This is a genomic window from uncultured Streptococcus sp. (genome assembly GCF_963528215.1).
Classification (GTDB): Bacteria; Bacillota; Bacilli; order Lactobacillales; family Streptococcaceae; genus Streptococcus.
The window spans coordinates 40283-65998 of record NZ_CAURVL010000007.1; the positions used below are offsets into that span (position 1 = coordinate 40283).

Annotated in this window: 27 protein-coding genes; all 27 read right to left on the reverse strand. The window is 43.8% G+C overall.

Features of this window, described 5'->3' with window-relative positions; all coding sequences use genetic code 11:
- Positions 1–27 precede the first annotated feature (27 nt).
- On the reverse strand, positions 28–765 hold the full coding sequence (locus RWS24_RS04430) for a hydrolase (RefSeq protein WP_314365797.1): 738 nt from the start codon (positions 763–765) through the stop codon (positions 28–30).
- Positions 766–906: 141 nt separating this feature from the next.
- Positions 907–1464 carry a signal peptidase I gene (gene lepB / locus RWS24_RS04435; protein ID WP_002929998.1) on the reverse strand — a complete coding sequence of 186 codons (558 nt, stop codon included), beginning with the start codon at positions 1462–1464 and terminating at the stop codon, positions 907–909.
- Positions 1465–1893: 429 nt separating this feature from the next.
- Complete coding sequence (locus RWS24_RS04440) at positions 1894–2964, reverse strand: SH3 domain-containing protein (RefSeq protein WP_314365800.1); 1071 nt, start codon at positions 2962–2964, stop codon at positions 1894–1896.
- A 4-nt stretch (positions 2965–2968) separates the two neighbouring features.
- Positions 2969–3274 (reverse strand): phage holin, encoded by a 306-nt coding sequence (locus RWS24_RS04445; protein WP_314365801.1) that lies wholly within the window; start codon positions 3272–3274, stop codon positions 2969–2971.
- 5 nt (positions 3275–3279) lie between these two features.
- Positions 3280–3561: a hypothetical protein gene (locus tag RWS24_RS04450; protein ID WP_314365803.1), complete on the reverse strand. Its 282-nt coding sequence runs from the start codon at positions 3559–3561 to the stop codon at positions 3280–3282.
- Positions 3562–3582: 21 nt separating this feature from the next.
- The gene (locus RWS24_RS04455) at positions 3583–4170 is read right to left on the reverse strand and encodes a DUF1366 domain-containing protein (protein ID WP_314365805.1); all 588 of its coding nucleotides are present in this window, start codon (positions 4168–4170) and stop codon (positions 3583–3585) included.
- An 18-nt stretch (positions 4171–4188) separates the two neighbouring features.
- The gene (locus RWS24_RS04460) at positions 4189–6168 is read right to left on the reverse strand and encodes a DUF859 family phage minor structural protein (RefSeq protein ID WP_314365807.1); all 1980 of its coding nucleotides are present in this window, start codon (positions 6166–6168) and stop codon (positions 4189–4191) included.
- A 2-nt stretch (positions 6169–6170) separates the two neighbouring features.
- Positions 6171–9452, reverse strand: a complete 3282-nt coding sequence (locus RWS24_RS04465) for a phage tail spike protein (RefSeq protein WP_314365810.1) — start codon at positions 9450–9452, stop codon at positions 6171–6173.
- Positions 9452–10939, reverse strand: a complete 1488-nt coding sequence (locus RWS24_RS04470) for a distal tail protein Dit (RefSeq protein WP_314365813.1) — start codon at positions 10937–10939, stop codon at positions 9452–9454. Before RWS24_RS04470 ends, RWS24_RS04465 begins: the two co-directional genes overlap by 1 nt.
- A complete protein-coding gene (locus RWS24_RS04475; RefSeq protein ID WP_314365815.1) occupies positions 10936–14808 on the reverse strand; it encodes a hypothetical protein in 3873 nt (1290 codons plus the stop codon). The genes RWS24_RS04470 and RWS24_RS04475 overlap by 4 nt, the downstream gene beginning before the upstream one ends.
- Before the next feature lie 16 nt (positions 14809–14824).
- Positions 14825–15457, reverse strand: coding sequence for a Gp15 family bacteriophage protein (locus tag RWS24_RS04480; RefSeq protein WP_314365818.1), 633 nt, complete (start codon positions 15455–15457; stop codon positions 14825–14827).
- A gap of 2 nt (positions 15458–15459) precedes the next feature.
- Complete coding sequence (locus RWS24_RS04485; RefSeq protein ID WP_314365819.1) at positions 15460–15819, reverse strand: hypothetical protein; 360 nt, start codon at positions 15817–15819, stop codon at positions 15460–15462.
- Between the two features lie 59 nt (positions 15820–15878).
- Positions 15879–16340, reverse strand: a complete 462-nt coding sequence (locus RWS24_RS04490; RefSeq protein WP_223324025.1) for a phage tail tube protein — start codon at positions 16338–16340, stop codon at positions 15879–15881.
- 7 nt (positions 16341–16347) lie between these two features.
- The gene (locus tag RWS24_RS04495) at positions 16348–16749 is read right to left on the reverse strand and encodes a minor capsid protein (RefSeq protein ID WP_314365824.1); all 402 of its coding nucleotides are present in this window, start codon (positions 16747–16749) and stop codon (positions 16348–16350) included.
- On the reverse strand, positions 16746–17108 hold the full coding sequence (locus RWS24_RS04500) for a minor capsid protein (protein WP_314365825.1): 363 nt from the start codon (positions 17106–17108) through the stop codon (positions 16746–16748). The genes RWS24_RS04495 and RWS24_RS04500 overlap by 4 nt, the downstream gene beginning before the upstream one ends.
- On the reverse strand, positions 17108–17440 hold the full coding sequence (locus tag RWS24_RS04505; RefSeq protein WP_314365828.1) for a putative minor capsid protein: 333 nt from the start codon (positions 17438–17440) through the stop codon (positions 17108–17110). The genes RWS24_RS04500 and RWS24_RS04505 overlap by 1 nt, the downstream gene beginning before the upstream one ends.
- Positions 17430–17831 (reverse strand): hypothetical protein, encoded by a 402-nt coding sequence (locus RWS24_RS04510; protein WP_314365829.1) that lies wholly within the window; start codon positions 17829–17831, stop codon positions 17430–17432. Before RWS24_RS04510 ends, RWS24_RS04505 begins: the two co-directional genes overlap by 11 nt.
- A gap of 11 nt (positions 17832–17842) precedes the next feature.
- Complete coding sequence (locus RWS24_RS04515) at positions 17843–18043, reverse strand: hypothetical protein (protein WP_314365831.1); 201 nt, start codon at positions 18041–18043, stop codon at positions 17843–17845.
- Complete coding sequence (locus RWS24_RS04520) at positions 18030–18278, reverse strand: Rho termination factor N-terminal domain-containing protein (protein WP_314365834.1); 249 nt, start codon at positions 18276–18278, stop codon at positions 18030–18032. Before RWS24_RS04520 ends, RWS24_RS04515 begins: the two co-directional genes overlap by 14 nt.
- 14 nt (positions 18279–18292) lie before the next feature.
- On the reverse strand, positions 18293–19165 hold the full coding sequence (locus tag RWS24_RS04525; RefSeq protein ID WP_314365835.1) for a hypothetical protein: 873 nt from the start codon (positions 19163–19165) through the stop codon (positions 18293–18295).
- A 14-nt stretch (positions 19166–19179) separates the two neighbouring features.
- Complete coding sequence (locus RWS24_RS04530) at positions 19180–19737, reverse strand: phage scaffolding protein (RefSeq protein ID WP_314365837.1); 558 nt, start codon at positions 19735–19737, stop codon at positions 19180–19182.
- A gap of 129 nt (positions 19738–19866) precedes the next feature.
- On the reverse strand, positions 19867–20088 hold the full coding sequence (locus RWS24_RS04535) for a hypothetical protein (RefSeq protein WP_314365839.1): 222 nt from the start codon (positions 20086–20088) through the stop codon (positions 19867–19869).
- On the reverse strand, positions 20085–21710 hold the full coding sequence (locus tag RWS24_RS04540; protein WP_314365842.1) for a phage minor capsid protein: 1626 nt from the start codon (positions 21708–21710) through the stop codon (positions 20085–20087). The genes RWS24_RS04535 and RWS24_RS04540 overlap by 4 nt, the downstream gene beginning before the upstream one ends.
- Positions 21711–21715: 5 nt before the next feature.
- Entirely contained in the window at positions 21716–23224 is a 1509-nt protein-coding gene (locus RWS24_RS04545) for a phage portal protein (RefSeq protein WP_314365844.1), read from the reverse strand.
- 17 nt (positions 23225–23241) lie between these two features.
- A complete protein-coding gene (locus RWS24_RS04550; RefSeq protein WP_314365846.1) occupies positions 23242–24531 on the reverse strand; it encodes a PBSX family phage terminase large subunit in 1290 nt (429 codons plus the stop codon).
- A gap of 2 nt (positions 24532–24533) precedes the next feature.
- Complete coding sequence (locus RWS24_RS04555; RefSeq protein WP_314365849.1) at positions 24534–25016, reverse strand: terminase small subunit; 483 nt, start codon at positions 25014–25016, stop codon at positions 24534–24536.
- Between the two features lie 226 nt (positions 25017–25242).
- A complete protein-coding gene (locus tag RWS24_RS04560) occupies positions 25243–25650 on the reverse strand; it encodes a DUF1492 domain-containing protein (protein ID WP_314365852.1) in 408 nt (135 codons plus the stop codon).
- Positions 25651–25716 lie beyond the last annotated feature (66 nt).

Consider the following 25716-nt stretch of genomic DNA (forward strand, 5'->3'; position numbering starts at 1 on the left):
TCTGGCTTTTTCATTGCAACACATCCTTCATTTCCCTGTATAATAGATAACAGTAATGCTATCTAGACTTTGCAAATTTGTTGGATTCTCCTTAGCTTTCAGGCTGTCTTTTTCAGGATTGTCAGACAAATGATAGTCATCATAGCTATCATCCAGGTCGGTATAAATCTTTATCTTATCATTAACAAGTAAAGCAGCATATCTTGCCTGTCCAAAAGGCTTTCTTGAAATCTTTGTAAATTCAATTTTTTCAACATTTTCATAGTGATTCAGTAAAAATAAAGCCAGACCCTCTTCCTGGTTGCGTACCTTTACTTTTTCCTCTGTCGTCAGCCAAGCATTTTCTCCAGAGTAAATAACATCCGCCTCACCCGTATCTTTAAAATTTGTGACCTTCTCTTTCTTTTTCAGACGAAAAGTCAATTCTGTCGAATCAGTGTGAGAGTTATTATTTATATTATAGTTTTCATCTTTTGAGTCCAAAGAAACATGTGGGATATAACTGGTGTCATTTACTATGAGACTAACGGAATTCCCTTTCCATAAATTTCCCTTGGAAAATTCATCAAATTCAATTTTTTGAACATCTTCATAATGATTAATGATATAAAGTGCAAGCTTTTGCTCTTTCTTATGAAGCTCAGTCATTTCTGTATCTGACATCCATATTTTTTCACCATCTCTATTTACTATACTGCTACATGCTGTCAAAAAACTTAGAGCCAGTATAGCAAAAAATAATAATTTCTTATTTCTTGACTTCAAAAGTAATCCCCTTTTTGTGCTCTTTTGATATTAGTATACCACATCAGAACAAGTATCTTTATGTTTACTTGTAACTTTAAAGTTGATTTTCAAAGAAAAAAACCAAGGCTTGCCCAGCCTTGGTTGAAAATAGACTTCAATTTACTTATTTTTAATAAAACCAAATTCATTAAGAGGTGAGAGTCGGAACTCCACCACTCCCTTGATTTGACTGGCTTTGATGAGCCCAAATTCTCGGCTGTCCTTGGTATTTTCACGTCGGTCATTAAGAATCAGATAAGAATCTTTAGTAATTTTATCAGACTTTGAGTCTTTTAAATCCATAATAGAGAAATCATGAGTATAATAGCCCGAACTACCTGCTGAAGCCAAATATTTCTCGCGCATTTTCTCAATGTATTCTTCCGACATGACCTGACCGTTCAGGTAAAGGAGATCATCCATATAGGTTACCTGATCTTTTTCCTGGGCAATGACCCGGCCGACATAGTCTTTGCCGTCCACTTCATAGAGGACAAAGTCTCCACGCTTGATGTCTTGCTTTCTCGTCGCCAAGACCAAGTCATTCTTTGCCAAATAAGCATTGCTGTCTTGATCAGTCACCCGATAAGGCGTATAAATAAAAACTCTCAGCCCTATAATGATGGCTGCTAGAACTGAAAAAATAATGACATTTCTTAATAAATCTCTCTTTAACATCTGTCTCTCCCATCTCTTTTATACCATTATATCATTTTTAGACAAAATAGACAAAGGGACAATCTTATTTCAAAAATCAAAACGCTGACGTGTCCTTCTTCCCACACAAGATACTGGTCATCACTTCGACAAGAGAAAAAACCGATGATTTTTCAATCAACGGTTCTTTTTTATTATCTTAGATTAACGTACTGTACGGGTGTGTCTCGCTATTCGCCTAAAAAGATAGAATAGCGTTAAAACGCATTAAATAAGCGTATAAAGAGATAAAACTATCTATATTTTTTGTCATAAAAATACAAAAGTTTTAAACTCATGCCCCCTTTTTGCCCCTCGAAGCAAACAAAAAAGCCCCGACCAATCGGCCAGGGCAGAAGATTTATAAAAACCTTTTTTTATTTTGTATGCAAATTTTAAATAACTGTGGCATTATTTTATAAGGCCATAAGTGTCGCCGCCTACAACTTTAGAAGCGACGTAGGCTAACTTTCCGTCTTTCAAGAAAGAGATCCAGTAGTATCCGTCTGACTGGGATGATCCTACGATCTCGGCCGTCTCACCTTTTCTCAAGACGCCGATGACTTTTCCTGTCTTGCTTGCGGCTTCTCGTATGTTTAAGCTGACATTAGCTGTAAATGTTTGCTTGATTGCGATGTCGTTGCCTTTCAGCAAGTAAGCAAGGTTCTTGATCTCTTCCTGCGCCTTTTCAGCTGCTCTGGTCGCATTTTCATAATTATACCCTGTTGTCCGTGTTTCCAGGCCTGCGAAGATACGACGATAAGCCGGAGCTTGGGTCGAGTAGGTCTCGGCTTTCATTTCCTCTCCGTAGAGCTTCTTATAAAGCTCACGGATTTCGTGCAATTCAGCTTCATTGTGCATTCCGGTCACAGTATTTGTGGCTGTATTATAGACATAGACGGCGCCTTTGGCAAATTCGCCGTCGCCTTCCTTGATAGTAAAAAAGTATGATCCGTACATCCCGGATTTCCTCCTCTTGATTTGTTCTTGTGTTGCTTTTTCTGCCGTTTTGGTCAGGGGTAATCTAAACCAACCAATCAGCGTCTGCGTCTCAATCTGTGGATTGTAAGTAAATGTCCCGTCTGCGTATAGCAGGCGTTGCTTGAGACGCACCCAGCCGCCATTGTACAAGGCATCGGCATTTCCATCGATATTTTGTTCCAAGGTCATTGGTTGACCTCCTGTGCTCTTAAATGCCCCTGTGTGGCCAAAAGCATGGCTATAGGTCCTTGCGACCCAGATATCCCCTGGCTCTGGCTGGTTTTTCCCATTATTGTAAAAAACCTCAAAACCATTCGCTCGAGCCCTTGAAAGCAAGTCGATTGCATTGGTATAGGATAACGTGTAAACTCCTCCTGTCGCCCATCTGCAGAGATGGTCTACATAGGCTGCACATTGTCCTCCGTAGGGGTTGCTTGGGACAGTTACTTTTTGCCCAAGCAATGACTCAGCGTAGTTTAAAAACTCTTGTTGTGTCGTCATATCATCACCCCAGGATGACATCATCATCTTTTGAACCTACAGAAGGCGTAGGCACAATTCCCTGTGTTTTTTTGGCTTGTTTAAGGGCCTTAGCATACTCCTGCGCCTCCTTGGCGCTGGTGGTAAAATTGTTGTTCTTCCACCAAGCCCAAAGCGCTGTAGAGGCCGTGAAAACAAAAGAAATGACTTGCGTCACTTGATCGTCGGTAAAAGGCAAAATTTCCTTGCCTGCAATGACTAGCCCTTGGTTGATCAAGGCCAGTACAATTAAGATGGTCCGTGTCAATGTTCCTGTGTCAATTTTCTTCATGATAGTTAACTTCCTTTCTTTTCGATCATGATTTTGAGTTCTTTGACATCTTCAGTCAAATTCTTGATTTGCTCCGTCATAGCGACAAGAGCTTGATTCTGCTTGTCGTGGTCGTCCAAGCGACGAGTATGGTCTTTGGTCTGCTGCTCCAAGAAGCCTAAGCGCAATTCCAATGAGTTGATTTTGGTTGCTTGCTCAATGCTTTTCGCACGCAGAACATTATAAAAACCGTAAATGGTTATGATGAAACCAATTACAGTTATCAGAAATTGGTACTCTGGTTTCAAATAATAATCACCCCTTTCTAGCTAGTTGCTGATATTTGGCAGCACGATAGTCCATGCACCAGATTTGAGCATGTCTTCCGCAGACTGTCCGGTGTAGTTGTAACCAGTAGCACCCGTGTATTTGACAATCGTCCGATTTCCTTGCTGCCACTTCGGATTAGTCGTGTATGGATAATTGATAGTGACGAATGTAGGTCCTGTGTACCTCTTTCCGTTGACTGGCGCATCAATCTTCTGCGCTAGTGCTGTGTAACTGTTGATGTCCAGACCACCAGAGATACCAAGCGCAATATAAGTGACAAGTTCAAGCAATTCTTTCAGCTCTGCCCGCTGCAGAGTAGCTTCTTGCTCTTTCTTGTCTGCTTCCTGGAATTTCTTATTGATTTCCTCGTCCTGCTCTTTCTTGGCACGGTCTGGGAAATTATCTTTATAAACGACCTCCAAGGCTTTCTTTTCCAGTTCCTCGACTGGCAAATCAATAGCTTCTTTCGGAAGCAATACTGGATAAAAAGCGCCCTCTGCATTCGTCAGAATGACATGAGTACCCTCTACTTCGTTGTTGGACGATGAGTAAATCCAACTCTTTCTGTTGAAATTTAATTTAGACATATATATCCTTTCTGTTTATTAAATAGACCAAGTGACTTGTGTTTTAATATCTTTGTTCCCAGAGTCGAGAATGTGCATCGTCCCATCTGCGTTGATTTGCAAATGCTTATCCTCTGACGTGTTGACATGCCAAACTGTGACATTTAACATGGACCCGCTGCCTAAAATGGGGACTAAGTCCCTTGGAATAGAGCCGACTGGCATGGTCGTGCCATTACCTCTAATATTCATCCTCAATGTCACCAAATCCCCCTGCCGCTTGTAATGTACACCATTGACACCTGTAAAAGTCCATTCTATGCGCTTGAGGTTAGCGTGGTCACTCCTTGCATTTGTTGACCATGCGCTCCATTTCCCAGCAAGTAGGACACGCTTGGCAGGCTCTGCTGTTGATATGGACGGGAAGAACATCTGGAAGCACTCATTGTTACTATTGAGTACTAACAGCCAGCCATATTGACGAGCTGGATTGTTGTTTTCCGTTCCGTTCTTGAAATAAACACCAGTCGTCCGTTCCTGGTCGAAGTCTTTCCCATAAGCATAGATGGCAGTACCATTTTTTTGCGTCAAAGCGTGCATCTGGATAAGCTTGTCATTCGCATAGATGTCGCCTTTGACATCAAGCGCTCCACGTTCCCAGATTTTATTAATACTCACACCGAATTGGCTGTAAGATATGACTACACCCTCGGTCGTGACGATGGCTGCAAATTCAGTACTTGTGTAACGGTCTTCCAGCTTCCCTACAACTTCCCAAGTCTTATTGGCTGGATACTGACCGGATAGGTTTGCTGGGCTGTTGACAAGCTCAGATATGCTCGTCCAAGAGCCGGCAGCAGGGCCAGTGTCCGATGTGTAGCTTTTATCCGCAAGAGGTTTGACCTTGAATGTCAGCGTCATCTTGTTCTTTTGCGATCCATTGACTGTTAGCGGAGCGACTTTGGCTGTCCGTGTAATCGTCAATGTTCCGCCGTTCAAACCAGTTCTGGCCACATCAAATTTTAGGATTGGCGGGAAGTAGTCAAGGATAGTCACTGTACGTTCTATGGCATTACTCGTCCGCCCTCGACTGTCTGTAACTCTCGCTCTGATAACGACTTGACCGTCATAGTTCATCAGACCAAGACCGCCGCCGTTTGTGGTCGTTGATCGGTTCTTGCCGACAATTTCCGCAAAGTAACCTGTGATAGTTGAGCCATAAGCCCCAGAAGCTGCCCCAAAATTAACTCTGATGTCAGATAAAATCTTGATGAAGTGCTCACCGCCAGGAACAATATTTGCCGCTATCGCATTTCCGTCTGTTAGGGTAAATCCGGTCAAAGTTGGTTTGATATCATCTGGAACTGTTGCGGTGAAGTTGGCTGTTTGAGTACCTATCTTATCAGAGCCGGAATAAGTATCGACGTAAATCGTCCCTGTCCCACTCGTACTGTTTGGTAAGTCGTTGATAAAATCTTTTGGGATTGTCCAATTGGAACTTGTATCAACATTACTGGCTATCTCGCCAGACTTCCCGTACCAACTATAACGAAGCTTATGCTTAAAACTAGCGTCTGCTCTATTAATAGTGATAGACATATTTTGACCAATAGCGACTTGATTAATACCGATTGAGCTAGCACGAGGTATTGTTTTTAGGTGAACTGTCTGACTTACTGTAGAACTACCGTATCCACCTGTGTTAATATCGACTTTGACAGTTACATCAAAAGACTTACTACCGTCTGAATTATGATTTATTTCATATTCTTTGATAAATACAGTAGATTCTGAGTTTTTGCCTAGATTAACACTAATATTCTCAATCGCAGAGCCGCCATTAATTTGAATTGTCAAAGGTGCTGTGATGCCATGCAAAGCTCCATACCCATTCGTTCGCAACTTAGCCCATACTCGTACTTTGGAAGTGTTCCCGGCAATGTTTTGGGAAACAGTACCAGTCAACACTTCAAGCGTCAGATATGTCCCATAAGCACCACTAAAATTGTTTATCGCCAAACTTAAATACCTCCTACATATCTGATTACATTAATATCTGGATCGAGCTGATACTGCTCCTCACGGAAACGCCCGATTTGAAGCGTCCGAGTAAACACCCCGTTTTCAATCTTGAGGACACCTTGTGAGATGTAAGCCACCTCAGAGCCGGCGGAGTAAAAGCTAATGCGGTCACTTTCGACACGGACAGAGGACGATCCGTCTTTCTTGCCGATGATTAAGCCCTCGTTACTGGCGCTCATATAGCTGTCTAAGAAGCTCCAACGCTCGGCCATGTCACCCAGATTGTTCTCGATTTTGGCAACTCTTTGAGTTGCTGCTACAAGTTTAGCTTCTGCTGCAGCTCGTCCAGATTCGTCCGCTTTCACATAATCTTGATAAGATTTAACCCATTCATTGACCGTATCAATGCTTGCTTTAGCTTCAAGTTCTGCCTTGGCTAGTTGCATAGCTTCTGTTAAAGCGTTCAGCTGCTCTGCTGTGAGCTTGTTGTCGGCCTTGCTGTCAATCTTGTCATTGACTTGTTTTAGTTGCTCCTCGTCGAGCGCTCCTTTATCGCCTTTAGGCCCCGGAGGACCTTGTGCGCCAGGGTCTCCCTTTTCGCCTTTCGCACCAGCTTGACCGTCAGCCACATTGCTAAAAGTCACTTCTGTAGTTGCCACTTTCTCGTCATTGAGATAGGCTTCTACAGTCACTTGCAGAGTTCCCTCAAAGTCAGTCGCACGGACTAGCATTTGACTGCCACTGCCAATGATTGAATCACCTTTTTTGTAAAAGATAATCGGCTCGTACACCTTGCCGTTCTTTTCTAGCGTAGCCATGAGCAGGCTCTGTCCTGTGCGATTTTTAAAGGCTGTTCCTTGGTCGGTAGATAGTTTCAGCTCGTACGGTATAGCCTGCTCTGCAAGCTTAGCCATGCGAGTTAGCAAGCTATCTGATACCTTGTTTTGAAGAGCTTGGAAGTTCGCAAAGACCGTCTTATTTTCGCTTGGATTGGTAAAACTGATTTGTTGCTCACTAACCCTTGCTTCCAGCACTAACATAGGACTAAAGCCCGTATCTTGGATTTTGACAGTGTCTCCGATGTCTAAATCAAAATATCCGTCTGCTTCGTACGTGATAGCTGGATAACAATATTTCCTCAGATTACGCAAGGCCGTGGAGATAAGCACTTCTTCGCTATCTGTATCTACTTCCATGTCCTTGCGTATCCAGTTATCACTTATCTCAGTACCAGTCAAAACTGATGGATATAATTGTTTAGATAATGGAGCGAATAGCAAGCTCCCCTTTAGGTAAAATTCAACTTCCCCTTTTTCATTTTTCCATTCTTGCGTTTTTTGGGGATCAATAAATAATTGGCTTGTGCTGACAGTTACTTCTTTAAGCTCTATCTCTGGCACTGGAACATCAACTGTCCCTCCTGTTTCCGTCCTGCCCTCAACTGTCTTTCCAGCTTTTAGTTCTGGCGGATAACATAGCGTCTCTATCGCTCCTAGATATGCTTGTGCGTTATATGTTCCTAGCGTCACATACTGCCGGCCGGCATAGTTTTGCTCAAGTACCGTTACGGTACTTCCGTTATTAGCGATGATGATTGAAACGTGGCCATACTGTCCTGTACCTTGATATGAGTTATAAGCCTTGATATTTGCTAAAGCACCAGCTTTCAGCTCATTAGTCCCACGAGGTCGGACAACAGACCATCCGAAATTCCCCCAAGCATAGTCAGTTCCGATATAAGCCGCAGCAACACCGGCACCGACTCTCCCAGAGAAGCCGGTTACGCCACCACCAAGACCAGGGCCGCCTAGCTTCATGGAATACCAAGCTGCCAAGCCATAACATTGACCGCTGCCGACTGTCCGGCCTTGCAGGCCTTTCATTTCGTTGATGACTGCGATTGTCTTATCAGCTTTCACGATTTGTGTGATTGGCTGACTCGGTTGACTTACTTGGTTGTTAGGCTGTCTCCAGAGGTCATCTAGCTTGTCTAGGATATTTCCATTAGAGCGATTAACACCGCCCCGAATATCTCGCATTAAGGCGATATAATGGCCATATCCAGCAGCCGCATAATCGTATAATGCACCACCGACACGAAAAAGCCCTTTCGTGTATTCTTCGATGTTCTGCTTGCCTTTGACCCCGTAAAACTTCCGCCCACCGCTAGTCTGTTCAGCCAGAAGATAGGCATAGTCTTTCATAAAATCGTCTACGCTCGCGTAGTGGAAGTATGTTCCTCCCTCATTGGCCGGTCTAGCGCTTCCTGTCGTGACCTTGACACCACTTGGCCGAGTCTGAGCAGAGCCAGACATACCAGACCAGTTGTTATCAACCCTAGCAAGATAGGAACTTCCCCAAGAACTTTCGAGATAGAGCTGACATATCATACCAGACGGCAGAATGTTGTACTGCACACAGAGATTTAAGATAGTTTGGACTATTGCTGCGCTCATAGGATGCCCAGCGTAGTTCAAACCACCGCCAGTGTATTTCTTGCCACTGTTCGCCGCTTGTGTAACGGACGGATTGGCAACCTTAGTCGATGTCTCTTTGGTTTCTTCCTTGCGACCAACTGGCTTTATAGCGTTGTATAACTGCGTCTTGTCAACGCTTCGCTTAATACTTCGCACATTCTTTCCATACTTCAAGACAACATCGTTTCGCTTGCGTCCGACGCCTTGATTTTCTGCGCTATGTGCTTTATAGACGTTCAAAACAAAGCGGTCAAGCTGGCTATTAGACTTCAAGTGAGTTTCAAACTCGATTTCAGCGTCAAAGTTACGAGCCAGGGAGATTAAGCGAGCAAGAGAGGTTTCTTGTCCCTCCCACTCTAGCGAACGCCTTTGGTCTGTTATCTCATTGATGCCGATTTCTAGTTTTGCAAGACCAAGAGTGCCCCACTCTTTGAGATACTCTATAAATGTCATTGCTTTTGGTGCTTTGTAAGCTCCGTAATACTCAAGCAGAAGCTCAAGACTTAGGTTTTCGCAGTAACATTTGATGATCTGCTCGTTTTCCTCGGTCTTCATCACGTTAAAGAGATAAGACCGCCCTTTATACTTGAAGCTGACAAAAGACCGCTCATTGAGGTGCTTATATGCTTGTTCAACGTATGTGTCGGATTGGATTTTCTTCTTAAAAACTGAAAACTCAAAGACTGATGTTGCACTTTCAAGTGAGCGTGTCCACTTGTCGTTGAAGAAATTCAAGGTGGTCTGCTTGTCGTTGTCGATATAAGCAACCTTCTTCAAGGCGCTATCGTGGATTGTTAAAAGCATTAGAGCCACCTTTCTTCAAATTCAATCGTGACACTTGGTTTTTTCTTAGCCCAACTGGACTGCAGAATCTCAATCTCAGACTTACCTGGCGGAATGACCGGCCACAGAGAGCCATCAACTACTTGGTCTAAGTCGTAAATGTTATTTAAGATTAGATTGTCATTCTCGCTGTTGATAACAACTGTGCTTCCAGATGCATATCTGTTCGGCACATCTTCCCAAGCATTATTGTTTGTCTTTTCGTAAAGAAAACCATCAATGTGCATGTGTGTAGGCAATTCTTGATTTTCAAGCGCGATATAAGTAATGTGTATTTTCGCTGACTTCTTCCCTTTGATATGCGGTATGGTTCTTTCTTCCCTTGAGCCAAACCAATAAAAGCCAACCTTGTCATCTTCTCGGACCATATCGGACCACCCTCTGTTTTGATTAAAAGGGTTTTGTGCATCTTGGTCTGTTGCGTTAAAAGTTTTACGACCTAGTATCGTATAACCGCCTTTACCATCTGCCCCAAGAAAGTTGAACTCTGTCGCAAGTCCTAGCCTGCGCTTAAATGTCTCGACACCATAAAGGAAAGTTCCATCTTCCGCTGACACTGTTACTTTCAAAGCACCTTGCTGACTCTCTCGACCAATCCAGAATATCTGTCTCCACCAAATGTAATCTGTCAACGAACCTTTGACGCCGTATTCGTCAACAGGGATTTCCCAAGTCAAAGAAGCGCCTTTAGCCTTCCTGTTTTCTTCTGAATTTAATATGATATGACTTCTGCCCCAAAATTCATCTATTCTTAGAGTTCCTTGAAGTAATTCTGGAGCATTTGTTATCCCCTCGTTTTTCCGAGCAGAAGAAAATCCCTCTTTTATGCGGCCATCTCTAAAATCAAACATGGTCAGCTTCTTAGATACTATTTTCCCGTCTTGTTCTTCAACGTTCCCGACTTCAAAAGCAAAACGCTCGCTCACAAGGCCATAATAGCCGTTTTCGTCATTGGCTTTAAATGTGATAATCGGATAAGCGTCTGCTGTACCCTTGTTATCGATCGCAAAGACCATCTTGCCTTGGCGCTCCTCGTAGTCCACCACTCGCTTGTAGGTTGTAGAGTGTGCCACACCGTCGGGGATCAAAAAATCAATTTCTGCTTTTTGTAGCCAGCGAGTAATATTATCTGGGGTAATGTCATCGTAAGCAAAGCCCATGTAGTACTTGCCTGGCTTAAAATTAAAAGTGATTCGCTTTGCTTCAGATACATTCAGTACACCAGCAAGTTCATCTTTCAGCTCTTCCATCTCTTCCGGAGTCCTAGTTTGCATCTTGATCTTAACTTTAATTCTCTTGGGTCCGATTTTGACATTTTGGACGTTTACGCCCAAAAAAGGAGCGTCGCTTGTTGCGATACTCCTTGCGTTTCCTATCGGGATAATAACATCCAAGACCTTAAAATACTTGGACATATCAACTCCGTTGAAAGTCATGATTTTTGTCAAATTTCCACCCCTCTCATCCTGTTGCGAATAAAGTTTTGATTATCCTGCCAGTTTTTGAATTTTTCTCCTGTCTTAGCTACTAGTGTGCCGTCATCCAGAACAGTATAGACAGGTCTCTTCACGGCTTCCTCTGCCACTTCTAACGCCTTGCGAAGAAATTCATCCGCTTTATCCTTGACGCTCTTATTTTGGCCACCCTGCAATCGATCACTGGCTGATTTAAGCTGCACTTGACTTGTGATAGATCCTGCAGATTGACTGATCATTTTCTCTGGATGGAAGCTGTAGCGCATCATTTCTCGCTGGACTTTGTCAAGACTGTCTACCACATCTGAGGTATTCTGCTCAATACCTACAGCTATACCTTGAGCGATATACCGACCAACTTGGTCTCTAAAGAGCCTGGATGGCGAATGGATATCTGCTCTAGCTTTTGCCGCTCTCTCTGCCTGGTCCACGAGCGCATTAGCCGCTGATGTGACCGCTGGCAAAGCGGCAATCATGCCACGAGCTAGGCCGTTTCCGATTTGAGTACCGATATTAACCATGTTTCGAGCGCCGATATTTCCGACACGCTGAACAGACAATATAAGAGTATTCATGGCGCTTGTCGCTTGACCTACACCAGACCGGATGCCATTAGTGACTCCACGAGACACGCCTTGTCCTGCTTGTAATCCTGCCTGTGTCATTTGGATAGCGCTAGATCGGATAACCGTCACTATTACTAACATTCCAGATTGCACACTTGTTACAGCTTTTGTCATTGCGTTCGTAATTGCAGAAACCAATCCAGCCATCGCCAGTTGTGCGCTTGCTTCTATTGTAGAAAAAGCAGCAGAAACGCTCGGAATAATCCCGGTCAAACTAACAAGCGAAGTTGCAAAAGCACTCACGTTTTCTTTAGCATAAGAAAGCGTCGTAGTGATATTTGCGACACTCTGTTGTATCAAAGATAGTCCAGAACTTGACGCAGAAATACCAACCAAAGAAGCAGCGAAAGCAGCTATACCCTCTTTGGCGTATGACAACGTAGTCATAACATTAGCAACGTTTTGCTGTATAATAGAGAACTTAGCTCCTAAGCCGGAAAGACTCGCTAAGGAAGCTATCGCAGCAGTCGCAAAGTTTCTAAACGAATTAGCGGCCAGCATCAAACTAGGCCCAATATTAGATAGGCTACTCAACAAAGCGGGTAGAGCAGTTGCCACAACTGTTAAGGCTGCAGATGCCCCTGTTCCGCTAGACTGTATCATCAGCATTCCTTGGCCTAGTAATTTCATCCCATTGCCTGCGCTAGCCATTCCACCACTAACGGCTGTAATAGCACCAATTCCGGTTGCTACCGCAGCTAGACTAGCTGCCATATCTCCAAGATTAGTCTTAGTAATCATGACCACGCCCTCGGCCATTAGTTTAAAGCCTTTACCAGCATTCAAAGCAGCGTTTCCGATTGCGTCGAATATTCCGGATATACCGTCTAGTATATTTCTTACTGCGCCGCCGAAACTTTCAATCACACCTTTAGCACCGTCAAGAACAGCCTTGATAGACTCTCCTAAGCTCTTAAAAAGGTTGGCTATGCTGTCGATGATTGGGCTTATTTGACTAACAAGCGTCGTGAAGGCTTCGACAATTGACTGCAAGACTGGAGCTAACGCTTGGACCATTTCCGAAACAGCCGGCATAAATGGCGCTAACGCTTGTACAATCTTAACGATAGCGTCTGCTACGATTTGAGCTATATTAGTAAACACATTCCCCACAATCTCAACGATAGGTGTTAATGCTGTTACGATAGCCGCTGCACCATCGGTTAATGCTGTAATAACAGGTGGAAGCACAGAGATGATTGATGTAAATGCTTCTCCCAGAGCTGTTACGAACGGCGACGCTGCCGCTATTGCTTGCCCTACTGCTACAACCAACGGAGATAGCCCAGCAAGTGCCGATGTAACTGTCGGAAGTACTCCTGCTACCGTTACAATCGCTTGTGCGAATGCGCCGATAATCGCTGTAGCAAAGGCAGAGAATGCTTGCCCTACCGCTCCAATGATTGCGCTTATCCCTTGGCTTTGAGTAGCTAAAAGAGCAAATCCAGCAGCGATAATAGCTACTCCTGCTCCGATACCGACCGCAGCAATACCGACCGCAGCACCGAAGGCTAGGATGTTAGCCACTCCTGCGGTTTTAAGAGCTGCACCAAAAGCTATGATAACTTGTGATACGCCTCCTAAAGCAGCTTTGATACCTACTCCGATACCAACTGCAGCAGATTTAATCGCACCGCCGATAGATTTAATAACCGAACTTAGGCTATTCAATATTTGAGATATTTTAGATTTCCCTTGTGTAACAGCTTCGGCTGCTCCATTAGAGGCATCTGCTGCATTCCTTCTGAAAATACTAAACGGATTGAATGATTTTAGGAAGTTGAAGGATTTGAAAGCAAGCACTCCGCCTCCAATTCCAGTGATTAAACCACTCCAAACATCTTTACTGATAGATTGGGAAAGTTTAGAAATCCAGCTTATAATCGTTGAAATCGCATTGATTAAATGCCCAGCGGCTGCGCCTACGACATCCCAAGGGATTGCATCTGAAAGCTTCTTAGATAGGTCAAACGCTGCTTCAGTTAATTCTTTAAAAGCTTTATAAGCATTATTAATTGCTCCGGTTTCAGCAAATCCCTCTAAAGCAAATTGGAAAGCTGCGGCAAGGCTTTGTAGATTATAATTGAAAAGCTTTATGATGTTACCAACACCATCAATTAAATCGCCAAAACCGTTAGCTTTGTTTGTTAGCGTGCTAAACAACGTTTCAAATGTTACGACAACATCCCGAAACGAGTCTTTGATAGTGTCGAAAATAGTTGTGTCAACTCCGAAACTTGAAAAGAGAGTTTTGAAGCTACTTTCTATCTGTGGTCCTGCTTCAGATATTGCACTGGAAATAGCACTAGGAAGTTGCCGCATAATATTACCGACTATAGGAATAAAATTCCCAAGCAAGAAAGTGGACGTTGTAGAAACTAAGTTTTTGAGCGATGGGCCTATATCCATACCCAGAGCTAACTTCCCGGCCAAGCTTTGCCAAGCAGCTTTCATTGATGCAAAAGAACCACTCAGGGTTGAGCTAGCTTCCTTAGCTGTCGTCCCTGTTATTTCAAGTTTCTTCTGCATAACTGAAATAGCGTTCACGATATTTCCAAATGACATATTGCCATCTTCTACAGAGACATTCAACTCGTCTTGGATGTCTTTCATCGCTGCAGCATCTTTAATCAATCGCTGCATTTCCGTCTTGGTTCCGCCATAACCTAGCTTCAAATTGTCCAGCATCGTGTAGTTATCCTTGGCGAACCCTTGATAAGCATCCTGAATGCGCCCGATATCTGTACCCATCTTGTTTGCGTTATCAGACATGTCAATCATAGCTCTGTTAGCCACATCTGCAGCTTTCTCTGTGTCACCGCCCAAAGACTGTAACAAACTAGCAGAAAAGCTTGTCACATTTTCCATGTAGGCGTTGGCAGACAACCCTGCAGTCCTGAAAGCCTCGTCAGCATATGCTTTTACTTTATCTGCTGAACCCTTGAAAAGCGTTTCTACTCCTCCCAGAGATTGTTGGAGTGCAGCACCTTCTGAAATGACTGTTGAAAAAGCACCCTTTATGGATCCAGTCAAAGCTTCGATACCACTCATTAGAGCCCCGCTTATTAGATTCGCTCCTAAGACAGACTTGAATACTGATCCGACCTTTGTTCCGGTATCGCTCAATCCGCCTAGTAAGCCCCTTAGCTTACTAATGCCGCTCTGTGCTCTGTCGCCGTTCATGTCAACTTGAATAACGACTCTTCCGTCCGCCATTTAGTTCCTCCTTTCGTTAGTAATCAATTTCTTCTGGCAATGCGTATTCTGTTTGTAGCTTTCGCATGCTGCTGATGTATTCCTGAGTGTCGTCTTTTTGAGGCTCCCACGAGCGTATTTTCAGGACTTCTGCGAACTTCGTATTGCTTGGGAGCCCGTTCAAAAGAGCATTAAACTTTTGCCAGTGAAGTTTACCCTGGGCCTCAATTAAATCTATATTGTACGCCTGAAGAAATGAGGAATAGATGTAAACACCGTCATATTTCAAAGAAAAAAGCGGTTCTTTTTCATCTTCTTCCTCGTCATCATCTATTGGTGTACGCTCAATAAGATTGCCGGCCAAGTCATACTCTTTAACCTCGCCTCTGGAACTTTTGATGACGACGTGTTCCTCGGAAATCCGTTTATAGATCTCTAAGGCCGTTTCGATATCCAAGTGTTCCAAAAGATTATCAGCCGCCTGCTTATCTCTATCAGTGCTGGTCTTCAGCAATATTTTTAAGGCAAAGATAGGCTTGGCTATAACAGGGATGTAGTCATCGTGTATCATGTCGAAGAGCCTCAAAACATTGTCAAAAGACAGGTCAAGCGGATAGCTCGTATCATCAAGGACTAGCTCATCTCTAAATCTCCTTGATAAATCAAACATGGCTACTTACCAAGATAGCGATCAAGCAAATCTTGACTTTCTTTCGAGATTTGCTCCTGTTCAATCCCCTGCATAATCTCAATAAAATAATTAATACAGTCGACAGTGGACTGTCCAGAGAGATTATAAACCTTATCAAAAGAACCATCGCCAAAGATGCCGTTGTAGGCAAGCTTAAGAATTTCTCTTGCTTTGGTTACATCTCCTTTTCCATCCTCGTCCACAATTTTCTGAGCCTCTAACTGCAGATCTTGAGCTGATGACTGCATCTTCTCGATGTTTTCGTCACTCTTTGAAAATTCAAACTGAAACTCTCCAAAGTCAATCGGGATTACCTTGTTCCGTAAATTGATTACTACCATTTGATTTTTTCTCCTTTACACAAAATAAGAGGGCGCATATTGTACGCCCTCACTCAAATTTAACCAGGGACTACAGCAGATTTTTTCGGTTTCTGATCCCACATGATTTTGGCTTTAAAGCCTTCATGTTCAGTCGCTTCGCCATCTCCAATTTCAATTTCAGAGACAGTGGCTACTCCTACCCGCTGGTTTTTGCCATCAGCATCCACTTCCTTGTACCATACTTTACGGCCGTCTCCCACTTCGTCCTGCATATCCGCAATCATATTCTGAGCTTCGTCAGTGTCATTACGCTTACCTTCGAAAGAGCGTCCGCGCTTGACTGATGTGATTGTTTCTACAGGCGTTCCATCACCTGCGAAGTCTGCAGAGTCATCTGTCTGTTCGTCAACTTCCGGAGAAGATGAGGTGATGTCCTTTGCAAGCCATTTGTATTTTTCTTTAGCTGGCTCCGTATCTTGTGTTGCCGGGTCAAACGGAGCGATGTAGTGTTTCCGTAGGGCGTTTTTGCGTTTTGCCATGTTTTTATTATTTCCTTTCTATTTCGAGGCTGGCTGTGATATCCAGCTGATAAATGTAGAAGCCTTGTTCGTCTAAGTCGTTCAAAAACGGCTTAGCTACTTCAAGACCTAAAAATTCGTATGACTGATTCAGACTAGGTAAGTCTAAATCAAGCTGCGATAGAGAAGTATTAATAAGCCACAATGCGGCATTGGTTAATGACTGGTCCTGCGACTTGATAGCAATTTCAAAAGGCAGGCTCACTGTCTGCGTGCCTGCCATATCTTCTGCCTCTACCTTGCCACCTGGCAGCGGATAGATAACCAAGTCCTCATGTTCTCCCAAGTAGTCAAGTCTAGCTGGTATAGCCAGATTCAGTTTCTTGATATGATTTAGCAGAACCGTCGAAAAGTCGTTGTTATTGATCATGTTCGTACTCCCATGGCTCTAAGGCCGACCTTGGACCAGTCTTTCGCATGGATAGCTGATGCCTTCTTGTCCCACCTTGGGCCAGTTCCTGGAGTTGAATACCTCCTAAATTTAAAGCTTCTGTTCTTGTTGTAAGAACTGCCATAGTATTGAGCTCTAGCATATGGCTTTGAGTAAGTGATTCGGTCTCTTTGGACGCTTCCGCTCCCTCTCAAGCCTCCTTCTTTACGAGGAACAAATTGCTCCATATCCAAGAGCATCTGGTTAGCTATGGCTAGCTTTCCTTTGGCCAGAGCCTGAGGAGAAACCTTTCTCTCAATCCCATTGAGATTAAAAGACACCTTGACACCTCCAGACATCAAATCACCTCGATTTCATAAGCTAGAATCTTTCTGGTTAGCGGATGATACTGCGGGATGATACTGCGAACAAGATAGATGGTGCCGTCATCATCAACGACACCGCCTAAGTAAGACTTGTCCAATTCAACCGGACAGAATTGAGGGTAAACAATCACCGTTGATGGTTTCGTCTCGCTTCTGTTGCTTCCGGCTCCTGTGTGAGATAAGACTCGGTCAAACTTGCAAGGGGATAGCAACAAGGGCTCTGAATAGGTTTCTTTGCCCCAGTCATCCTTTCCTGCCGATTTCTGGATTTTAACAGAGTCAGAAAGCATTCTCTTATCTATCATATCCTACCCTCACAAATCCAAAACCGGCCGATTTCAGCCAGTTTTCTGCATCCCGAGATAGATTATAGCGAGCAGCCATAGAAAGCCCCTGAGAAGAGTTCTGAGAGCCATTTTGATAGCTTACAGTTGTTCGACCTACCGACATGCTGGCCACTGCCTGCTTGTCCTCGGCCGTCATGATGCCCGTGCTATCCAGATAAGCAACCTGAAAGGCCACAGCTCGCTTTATAGCCCGCCGCCTTGGCTCAAAATCACGCTCAAAGTCATTGTAAGAGTAAAAATCCCGAGTGTAGAGATCTACAGCCATTTCAGCACGCTTGAGCAAACTATCAAAGTCTTTCGCCTCGCCAAAACCTAAGTCTTTATACTCTCGTTCGGTCAAATAGGTCATTTAACACCTCCTTAAAAGGTGGAGGTCTCCACCTCAACTAACTCTTTCTCAGGCCCTTCAACAAGTTCAAGGCAATCACCACCAACAACCTCATTAAACAGACTATTGATTCTATTGGCTTCGTCTTGATCCAGCTCGTATTCTTGCCCTTTGTCAAAGTGGCGGTCAGACTTAGCAAGATAGGCGTTCAATTTTGCTTTAAACTTGGCCATTCAGAACCTCCAAGAGCTCGTCTTTTGCTTTGGTTGAGTAACCTTCAACCCCTCTTTCTTTCGCAAGAACCTTCAACTCTGCCAAAGTCATATCCGAAAGTGAACGAGTGGCCAAGATTTCTTCGATTTGGCCATCTTCAATCACTTCTTCAAATCCATCAGCCATTAGCTGAGCTTCAAGCAAGCTACCTTCTTGTACTGTGTAGACTTGATTCCCTTTTTCGTACTTACGCATGTTCTACCCCCTTATTAAGCAGATTTGTGAGATACATAGACTCCGTCTTTCTTGGTTTGCAAGACGAAAAGGTCATGATAGAGGCGGTTTTGGTACAAATATCCGTCGCCTTCTGTATGTTGACCAGGGGCGAAAAGATAGATTGAGTTAAACTTAGCCTTAGCGATTACTGCCGGCTTAGCCACGATCAAGAAGTTAATGTTTTTACCATCTGAAGCCTTAACAAAGCCTTCAGTGAAGTCAAACTTAGTTTTGAAGCGTGCATCGTCCCAAACTTCAATAAGTTGAACTCCATCAAGTGAAGTGACACGAGTATCAATTCCTTGAGGAGATGTAGTAGCGATAGAGCGTGTGAACTCTTTAGAGCGTTCCAAAAAGTCCATGACTTCGCTAGAAACATACATAACGATGTTTTGTGCACCGTATTTACGTACTGGCAAAAGGGCAGCTTTCAATTTAGTGTAGATGTTCACTTCTGATAGGTCATCTTCAGACTTGAAGTGGCTATTTGTGATAGCTTCTGTAGCCATCTTAGAGAAACGGTAAGCATCAACTTCTGGAGTTGCATGTTCTGTGATGAATGTGTTAGATACGTTAGCAGCAGAAAGCTCTTGGTCTGTTTCGTCGACGTCTGCAGCATCTACGAAGAACTCGACGTCACGGTCAAATCCGAGCGTATAAACTTTCTTGTCGTTCGATACTGTACCAGAGTTGTATCCTTTAGATCGAGTGTGCGCCTTATAGCCTGTAACTGAAATAGTTGGCAACTCGAACGACTTGGCTCCTAGCCAATTTACTTGTTGAGTTTCCAAAACGCTTGTAAGGGCGCCTTGCATCAATTTCTTTTCAAAAGTACCCTCATGTTTAGTGATGTAGTTAATTGTCATTGATCATTCTCCTATTAGTCATTTAATCCTAGAGCCTTCAAAAAGGCGTCTTCTTGGTTTGTTCCAGCCGGTGGATTTCCAGCAGCTGAAAAGCGCGGTTGCGGCTTTGCTTGCTCTTGCCCTTGTTGGAACAAGTAAGGGCTAGACTCTTTAAGACCGTTGATAGTTTCTTCTAGGACTGGTTTCCCGTCCTCGCCTAGTTCGATCTTGTCTAGGTCAATAAACTTCATGAGGTCCTCAGAGTTGTAAGCTCCTACATCTTTCAAGGCAAGGGCTACAGCATTGGTCTTTTGCAACTGTGCAAGATTAGCCTCGCTGTCCGTCTTGTAGGTTTCAAATTGAGCCTGTAGGTCTGCTAGCTGCTTCTTAGCTTCCTCACTCGCTCCCTCTTTGTCCTGTAAGTCCTTGATAGCTTGGTCTCGTTGCTCAAGTTGCTGTTTGTAGCTATCAATCTCTGCCTGCAGTCCGGACTTCGCTGACTCAATCCCTGACCCGTACGCTGCCATGATTTTATCAATCTGCTCTTTGTCCTCAATACCGGCTTCGACTAACATTTCTCGTTTTAAACTCATGTCTAAAACTCCTCCTCTTTTACGTCACATGGACGAATTCAGACAGTTTTACGCCATGCTCCAGGGCAAGAAAAAAGACCGGCAAAGCCAGTCTTGATTTTTAAACGTTAGAAAAGCGCCTAGATTTAACTATGCGCCAGTTATTACTTGAATTGATGAGATATCTCTCTCATATAGAGAAACTTCAGTGGGGCTATCAGGATTTGATCCGTCAATGAGGATAGTGATTTCATCTTGCTCGTCGTTATCCATTTCATCGACAAAATCCGTAACAAGTCCGCTAATGACATTGCCATTAATATCAACTACGCGAACTTTTGAGCGTAGATAATTCCATAACTTCTTACTCATTTTCGTTTTCCTTTCCCTTTGATAGTTGGTACGATGTGCGCGCCGGTTTTACTGTAATGAATGCGGAAATCAGTAACATCTTCGATAACTTGCCCAGTTTTAGGATCTATATAAGTTCCGATAGGTTTGTTTTGTGAGATGATTTCCTGCATTTTATCTGTTTTTGGATTGTACTTAAATTGTCCAGTTCCAGCATAGCGATCCACTAATTTCTGGCATTCTTCTTTTGTGATTGTCAGATAACTTGGCATGTTCTTTCCTTTGGCCAGGTTAGAATTTAGATAATCTTCATACCCCTTAGTCCCTTTGACATGCCTTTCAAAATGCTCGTTGTTAATTTCTGTCTTAATTATACCACTTTCAACAGCAAAATTGAACTTTTTCTGCATTTCTTTTTGCTCTGATCTGCGCTTTTCAAGCTTGGCCAGATTTTCCCTAAGCTTAACCTCTTTCTTGGCTTGCGTGTAGGGGTCGCTGTAGTATTTCTCCCGACTATAGTCACGGTGTAAGAATGGTTTATCTTTCAGGTATTGCCTCATGGCTCCCTGTTGGATTTGCACTTTGTTTCTGTAGCGGTTTATAAGCTCCTGGTCGCCAAGCTTTTCGGCGACGTGCAGCTTTTCCTTGTTGTTTCGTATAGAACGCTCTAAGGCCCTCTGCTTTGCTTCTACGTTGGCGTTTTCTATCGCCTGCTCCGGCGTGATGTCCTTTACGTCCGGTCCAAGTTCAGGTTTGTAGTTAGCTCCGACCACAAAAGGTGTCATGACATGGCTACAGTTGACGCCTCGGCATCCTCCGGGGCTTCCGTAACCGTAGTCATCCAGAGCCAAAATTTTCTCACCATGCTCCGTCCGAGCTTTTCCAGTGGTAACTATCCTATGCTGTAGAGGAGCACACATCTCTCGGGCTGCTGACTTTTGCGAATAGTAAAAAGTATCTATCCCGAGTTCCTCAGCCGGTGCTGTTCTAACCTCGTTGTAGGTCCTCCAGGCGGTTGATTTAATCAGGTTTCGGGCATAAGTATCTGCTTTCCAGCGTTTCCCCGAGCTATCTGTAAAGCCATAAAAGCCTTTGTTGGCCCATTTCATGACAGTGTCTGATATGGCCTTATCAGCCGTCTTTAAACCTGTTATAACGGCTGCCGCGGACTCCTCAACTATGGATTGATAGACACTTCGGACACTGGCCGGCAGGGTTGAATTTGTAAGGTTGCTGATGTCGCTCATGGTCTGGCTGACATACGAAGCAAGGCGATCTTGAAGTTCGCTATTTACAACACTCCCAGACTTTCCCAGCGTATCTAAGAGTTGTTGCTTGGTGTCTTGGTAGACCCTATATCCCTCGCCCTCTATGACATGCCTAAGCTGTTGCTCAGCTATCCCTGACCGCTCAGCAATGAGCTTGACATTGTCATCGTTGAGCAAGCCCATCTCTGACATCTTCTCAAGCTGCCAGATATAGGGGTTATCCTCAAGACTGACCGTCCCCCTCTCTTTTAATCGATCAATGACCTGGTCAAAGAGATCTAGGGTTAGCTGGTGATAGATGTCCGCTGCTTGACTAGCCTCTAACAAGAGCTGTTCATCATTCAGTTTGATTGATTTTTTCTTGCTTTTGGCCATGTTGCTTATTCTCCGTAAATATCAATATCTTCTTGAGTTCTGACCTGATTACTGGCCACCAGAGCTTCGTTTTGGATATCTGCAATCATCTTCCTAGCTTCTTCTTCTGATACTCCAAACGCTTTCTGGATAGCAAACTCACGGCTTACAAGTCCGCTTGCCAGCGCCTTGGTGTAGTATTCCAGCTCGTTGTTTTTGTCCGTAAAGACGCCATCGTCAAGATTGACTGTAATATTGGCCATCTCCGGGACTTCTCCATGATAGAGGTCATAAAGCTTGCCTATTTCACATATTGAGATGATTAACTCTTTTATTGATTGCTCTACCAGGCTCACAATACTGTTGCGCATTTGATAAGTATCCGAGTTCTCTGAGACTACTTCTGTAGCCGTCTTCAAGCTTTGGCCGTCAAAGGTAAACATCCCTGCAGATACTCCTAGAAGCATCTCAAAAAGGCTCAGCCCCTCGTTAATAGTCTTGATATAGTCTTCAGCTCTGATAGGAGTTGTTAGATCTGTGAGCTGACCTCCGTCCATATCGCTTGTCGAAAGTCTCAGATAGACATTCTGTTCGCTGTCAAATCTTTGGACAGTACGAACGTCACCATCTGTTGAAACCATCCTTGTCTCAGTTAGATTTTCAGGCACTGCTACCCTGCGCTGCCCCATCTTGACTTCCCATTTAAATTCATCGTAAGTGGTATTGATAAAATCGATGGTGCTCTTAGCATTGTCAAAGATAGACAGACCGAGGGGCGAATTGATGTCCTTGTTATTCATCCCTGGTGGTTTTAGGTAAGTAAAGAGCGGGCGAGATAACCCATCAAGCTCTACCGTCTCCTCAAGGTCCTCGTAAAGTTCGGCCAAAGCAACACGATCCCCAACCTTGTCAACATCCTTGGACTTGTAAAGTTCATTCGTGACAATATACTTCCCATCCTTTGCCCATTCATGGAACTCAATCAATGTGTAATACACATTCCTCTTGTCTTCAGACTTTACCGTCTTGGTCACGATAGCGGCGCTTGATACATCCTGAGTATTGGATTGTAAAGGCAAGAACACCGGCGCTTGAACGAATGACACCCGCACTCGGTCGTTATCCACATAAGGCCGCATAGCAAGGCCTCCAAGCGCTAAACAACTCTCAAGGTACCGCTCAAAGTTCTTGTTGAAGCGGTCGTTTGTCAGTGTCTTCTGGACGAATTTGTTAGCAATATCGTCATCTAGTTTGATTTCTGCCTGCTCGTTAAATACCAGGCTTGCAATCTTCTTAGCTGCTGTTCGTGCAATCGGCAAATGATTGGCTTTCCTATGCTTCCTGATTCCATCTGTATTGAGATATTCAACCTTAGGCCACTTGCTTTGAAAATACCTCAGATTATCGTTAATGCGTCGATATTCTGCGCTAGTGACAGCGATTTTGGGGTGGTCTGTAATGCTTGTCAGACTGTCTGTTGTCATTGCGTACTGTCCTCTCTTAAATAGATTTCTAATAGTCTGTATGATGCCCATTTACTCGCTCCTTGTTGCTAAAAATTGGCGTAGCGTGTATAGAACGCGTTCACGCTATATCTATATTCATCCATTGCGTGGTTGTCTTTATCAATTGGCTTGCCGTTATCATCTCGACTGTAGAGACCTATCTCTTTCAAGAAATAGTAATGGTCGTACTCTTCTTCTTGGTGATTAATAAGCAAGAACTGACCTGAAGAGATGATATTCTGGCCACGTTCAATCCCTACCTCAATACCTTTCGCTTTGCTGCTGACATCGTGAGCGTTGTTCATGGCTCCTCTGGTCTGTATTCCCAACTTATGCAATTCCTCTCGCAAGGATCTACATGCTGGGTCAATCCAGACATCAGTATAGCGCATCTGGTACTTGCTAATACACCACTGGATGAATGCTCGAAGCTCGACAGCGTAGGTAGACATGGCCTTTACTTGTCCAGTCTCAGCACCGCTATGGTAGTAATGAGCAACACGGTTGAGACGGAAGAAAGTCTTACCATCTTCTCTGTGTCTTGTCACGATATTGCAGCTCATGGATGTTGCGTCTGATTGGCCACCATCACCACAGAAATACATCTCTACAGGCTGTCCGGCCAATATATCACTGATATTCTTCTCGATGTCAAATAGGCCGTATATAACGCCCTGAGGCATGACGCGTTGACCAAGGACATCTCTCTTGTAGAGATAAGGGTTTTTCTTTAAGGCTTGAATGATGGAATGCTTACGCTCTTCAGACAGAATCGGATTGTCGTCCATAGTCCAATGCGTCCAGCGTGTATTTTGAACATCAAATACATCCTTAATGACTGGATGCTGAGGTGCTGGAGGGTTGAGGTCTGCTAAGTGATACCGTAGTTTGGCCGCCCAGGTACGCCGCAGCGCTTCCTGAATAAAATCCATGTGCAAGAGATTGATCTCGCAAAAAACCACAGAGCCTAGTGACATACCAGTAATAGCACCAACACTGTTTACCTTACCGCCGCCTTTGTAATATACACGCTTCTGGCCGGTAGGTGTATCAATCAGCAAGTGATCGCCGTGTTCGTCATGCTTGATTTTACAAGCGCCGTCAAAGATGTGCATTAGACCTGTGCCATCACCATCGATAAATAGACGGTAAGCTTGCTCTTGGTTATAAGCTGCTATAAGGTGGTTTTCATCTAGAGACTCAATCAGATACCTGGCGTATCGAAAGTGGCCAGCCGTAGTCTTACCGCTCCGAGGTGTCCCCTCGTTGACCTCGAGCTCGTAATTAAAAGGTCGCTTGATGATATCTAGCTGCTTCTTAGAAAAGGTTATATCCAAAGCTAGTCACCACCTTTCACGGCTTCCAAAAGGGCCGTCATGAGACTTGTATCAGACTTAGAGCCTTGGCCACTCTCGATCTTAATCTTAAGCAGCTCGATTTCTTTCCTCAGCTTCTCGTCTGTCAGCTCTAGATCCTTCCATGCCATTTCATTCATTCCGTCTAAAGCAGATAGAAAAGCATTGGAATTAGCTTGTCTGATTCCGTCTTGTTCAATGCTTGCTCGAGCTTTGTTTTTTAACCACTCATATTCATTAAAAGCCTGCTCCCTGGACCACAAGGACATATTTGAGAACTCCTTTAGAAGCTCTCTGTACCTTTTCATAACCTTTGCATTTTGCAAAAGTACTACTGCCTTGCTATCCACGCTATTATCTAGCCACTTTTTGGCAGATGGATAAGCCTCTCTATATGCCTGCCTCTGAGATAGTCCGGAGATTATACCTTGGACGAACTTCTCTTGCTTAACCGTAAGATTACCCACTCACTGGACTACCTCGCTTTCTTGTGGAATGAAAAAAGCAAGGCATTTATTGCCTCGCCTTGCGATATTAAAACATCCTACTCTATCGCCACCAGTAACCCAAGCTGGCAGTTTTTCAGAAGCTTTTCTAGGCTGTTGCCTAAGGTGCCTTTGCTTAATTCTTGATACTACCATTCTAGCACATCAGAGCTACAGTGCACACCAGATTTATCTAAGTTATTCCAAATTATTCCAGAATTTTATCCAGTTCTTCAATGGCAGTCTTACGTTGCGAATAGTAAGAACTCTGACTAATGTCTAGCTTATCGCATATATCGAAGACATCTTGCTTGATAATATAAGTCATCCTCAACACCGTCCTATGCCTTGGATTTTTCAGCTTATTGATCATTCGTCCAAGTTCAATCTTTCGCATGATGATTTCGCTCGTGTCCTGTTCTATGGCTTCCTTCATTACGATAAGCTGGCAGTAGACATCATCAATTTTCCGAGTTGACCCTCCTTTGATTTTATCAGACTTAAACTTAGGACTTGAAAGCAAACCAGCTTCAAGCTCGTTGATTTCATCTATCCTGCTCTGAATATCTAAATCTAGACTTTGTAGCTCGTTTAATAATTCTTTAGCCTTACTCACTTTTTGCCTCCCTTTTGTGGTATAATAGGTTTATCGAAAATATACCGAAGGGCTGCAGTGTGTCGG

What these genes read in the sequence shown, in the direction of transcription:
- lepB (WP_002929998.1), bottom strand. Translation starts at nt 1,464, where the DNA reads ATGTTAAAGAGAGATTTATTAAGAAATGTCATTATTTTTTCAGTTCTA.
- RWS24_RS04440 (WP_314365800.1), bottom strand. Translation starts at nt 2,964, where the DNA reads ATGACGACACAACAAGAGTTTTTAAACTACGCTGAGTCATTGCTTGGG.
- RWS24_RS04445 (WP_314365801.1), bottom strand. Translation starts at nt 3,274, where the DNA reads ATGAAGAAAATTGACACAGGAACATTGACACGGACCATCTTAATTGTA.
- RWS24_RS04455 (WP_314365805.1), bottom strand. Translation starts at nt 4,170, where the DNA reads ATGTCTAAATTAAATTTCAACAGAAAGAGTTGGATTTACTCATCGTCC.
- RWS24_RS04465 (WP_314365810.1), bottom strand. Translation starts at nt 9,452, where the DNA reads ATGCTTTTAACAATCCACGATAGCGCCTTGAAGAAGGTTGCTTATATC.
- RWS24_RS04475 (WP_314365815.1), bottom strand. Translation starts at nt 14,808, where the DNA reads ATGGCGGACGGAAGAGTCGTTATTCAAGTTGACATGAACGGCGACAGA.
- RWS24_RS04480 (WP_314365818.1), bottom strand. Translation starts at nt 15,457, where the DNA reads ATGTTTGATTTATCAAGGAGATTTAGAGATGAGCTAGTCCTTGATGAT.
- RWS24_RS04485 (WP_314365819.1), bottom strand. Translation starts at nt 15,819, where the DNA reads ATGGTAGTAATCAATTTACGGAACAAGGTAATCCCGATTGACTTTGGA.
- RWS24_RS04490 (WP_223324025.1), bottom strand. Translation starts at nt 16,340, where the DNA reads ATGGCAAAACGCAAAAACGCCCTACGGAAACACTACATCGCTCCGTTT.
- RWS24_RS04495 (WP_314365824.1), bottom strand. Translation starts at nt 16,749, where the DNA reads ATGATCAATAACAACGACTTTTCGACGGTTCTGCTAAATCATATCAAG.
- RWS24_RS04500 (WP_314365825.1), bottom strand. Translation starts at nt 17,108, where the DNA reads ATGTCTGGAGGTGTCAAGGTGTCTTTTAATCTCAATGGGATTGAGAGA.
- RWS24_RS04505 (WP_314365828.1), bottom strand. Translation starts at nt 17,440, where the DNA reads ATGATAGATAAGAGAATGCTTTCTGACTCTGTTAAAATCCAGAAATCG.
- RWS24_RS04510 (WP_314365829.1), bottom strand. Translation starts at nt 17,831, where the DNA reads ATGACCTATTTGACCGAACGAGAGTATAAAGACTTAGGTTTTGGCGAG.
- RWS24_RS04515 (WP_314365831.1), bottom strand. Translation starts at nt 18,043, where the DNA reads ATGGCCAAGTTTAAAGCAAAATTGAACGCCTATCTTGCTAAGTCTGAC.
- RWS24_RS04520 (WP_314365834.1), bottom strand. Translation starts at nt 18,278, where the DNA reads ATGCGTAAGTACGAAAAAGGGAATCAAGTCTACACAGTACAAGAAGGT.
- RWS24_RS04525 (WP_314365835.1), bottom strand. Translation starts at nt 19,165, where the DNA reads ATGACAATTAACTACATCACTAAACATGAGGGTACTTTTGAAAAGAAA.
- RWS24_RS04530 (WP_314365837.1), bottom strand. Translation starts at nt 19,737, where the DNA reads ATGAGTTTAAAACGAGAAATGTTAGTCGAAGCCGGTATTGAGGACAAA.
- RWS24_RS04535 (WP_314365839.1), bottom strand. Translation starts at nt 20,088, where the DNA reads ATGAGTAAGAAGTTATGGAATTATCTACGCTCAAAAGTTCGCGTAGTT.
- RWS24_RS04540 (WP_314365842.1), bottom strand. Translation starts at nt 21,710, where the DNA reads ATGGCCAAAAGCAAGAAAAAATCAATCAAACTGAATGATGAACAGCTC.
- RWS24_RS04545 (WP_314365844.1), bottom strand. Translation starts at nt 23,224, where the DNA reads ATGGGCATCATACAGACTATTAGAAATCTATTTAAGAGAGGACAGTAC.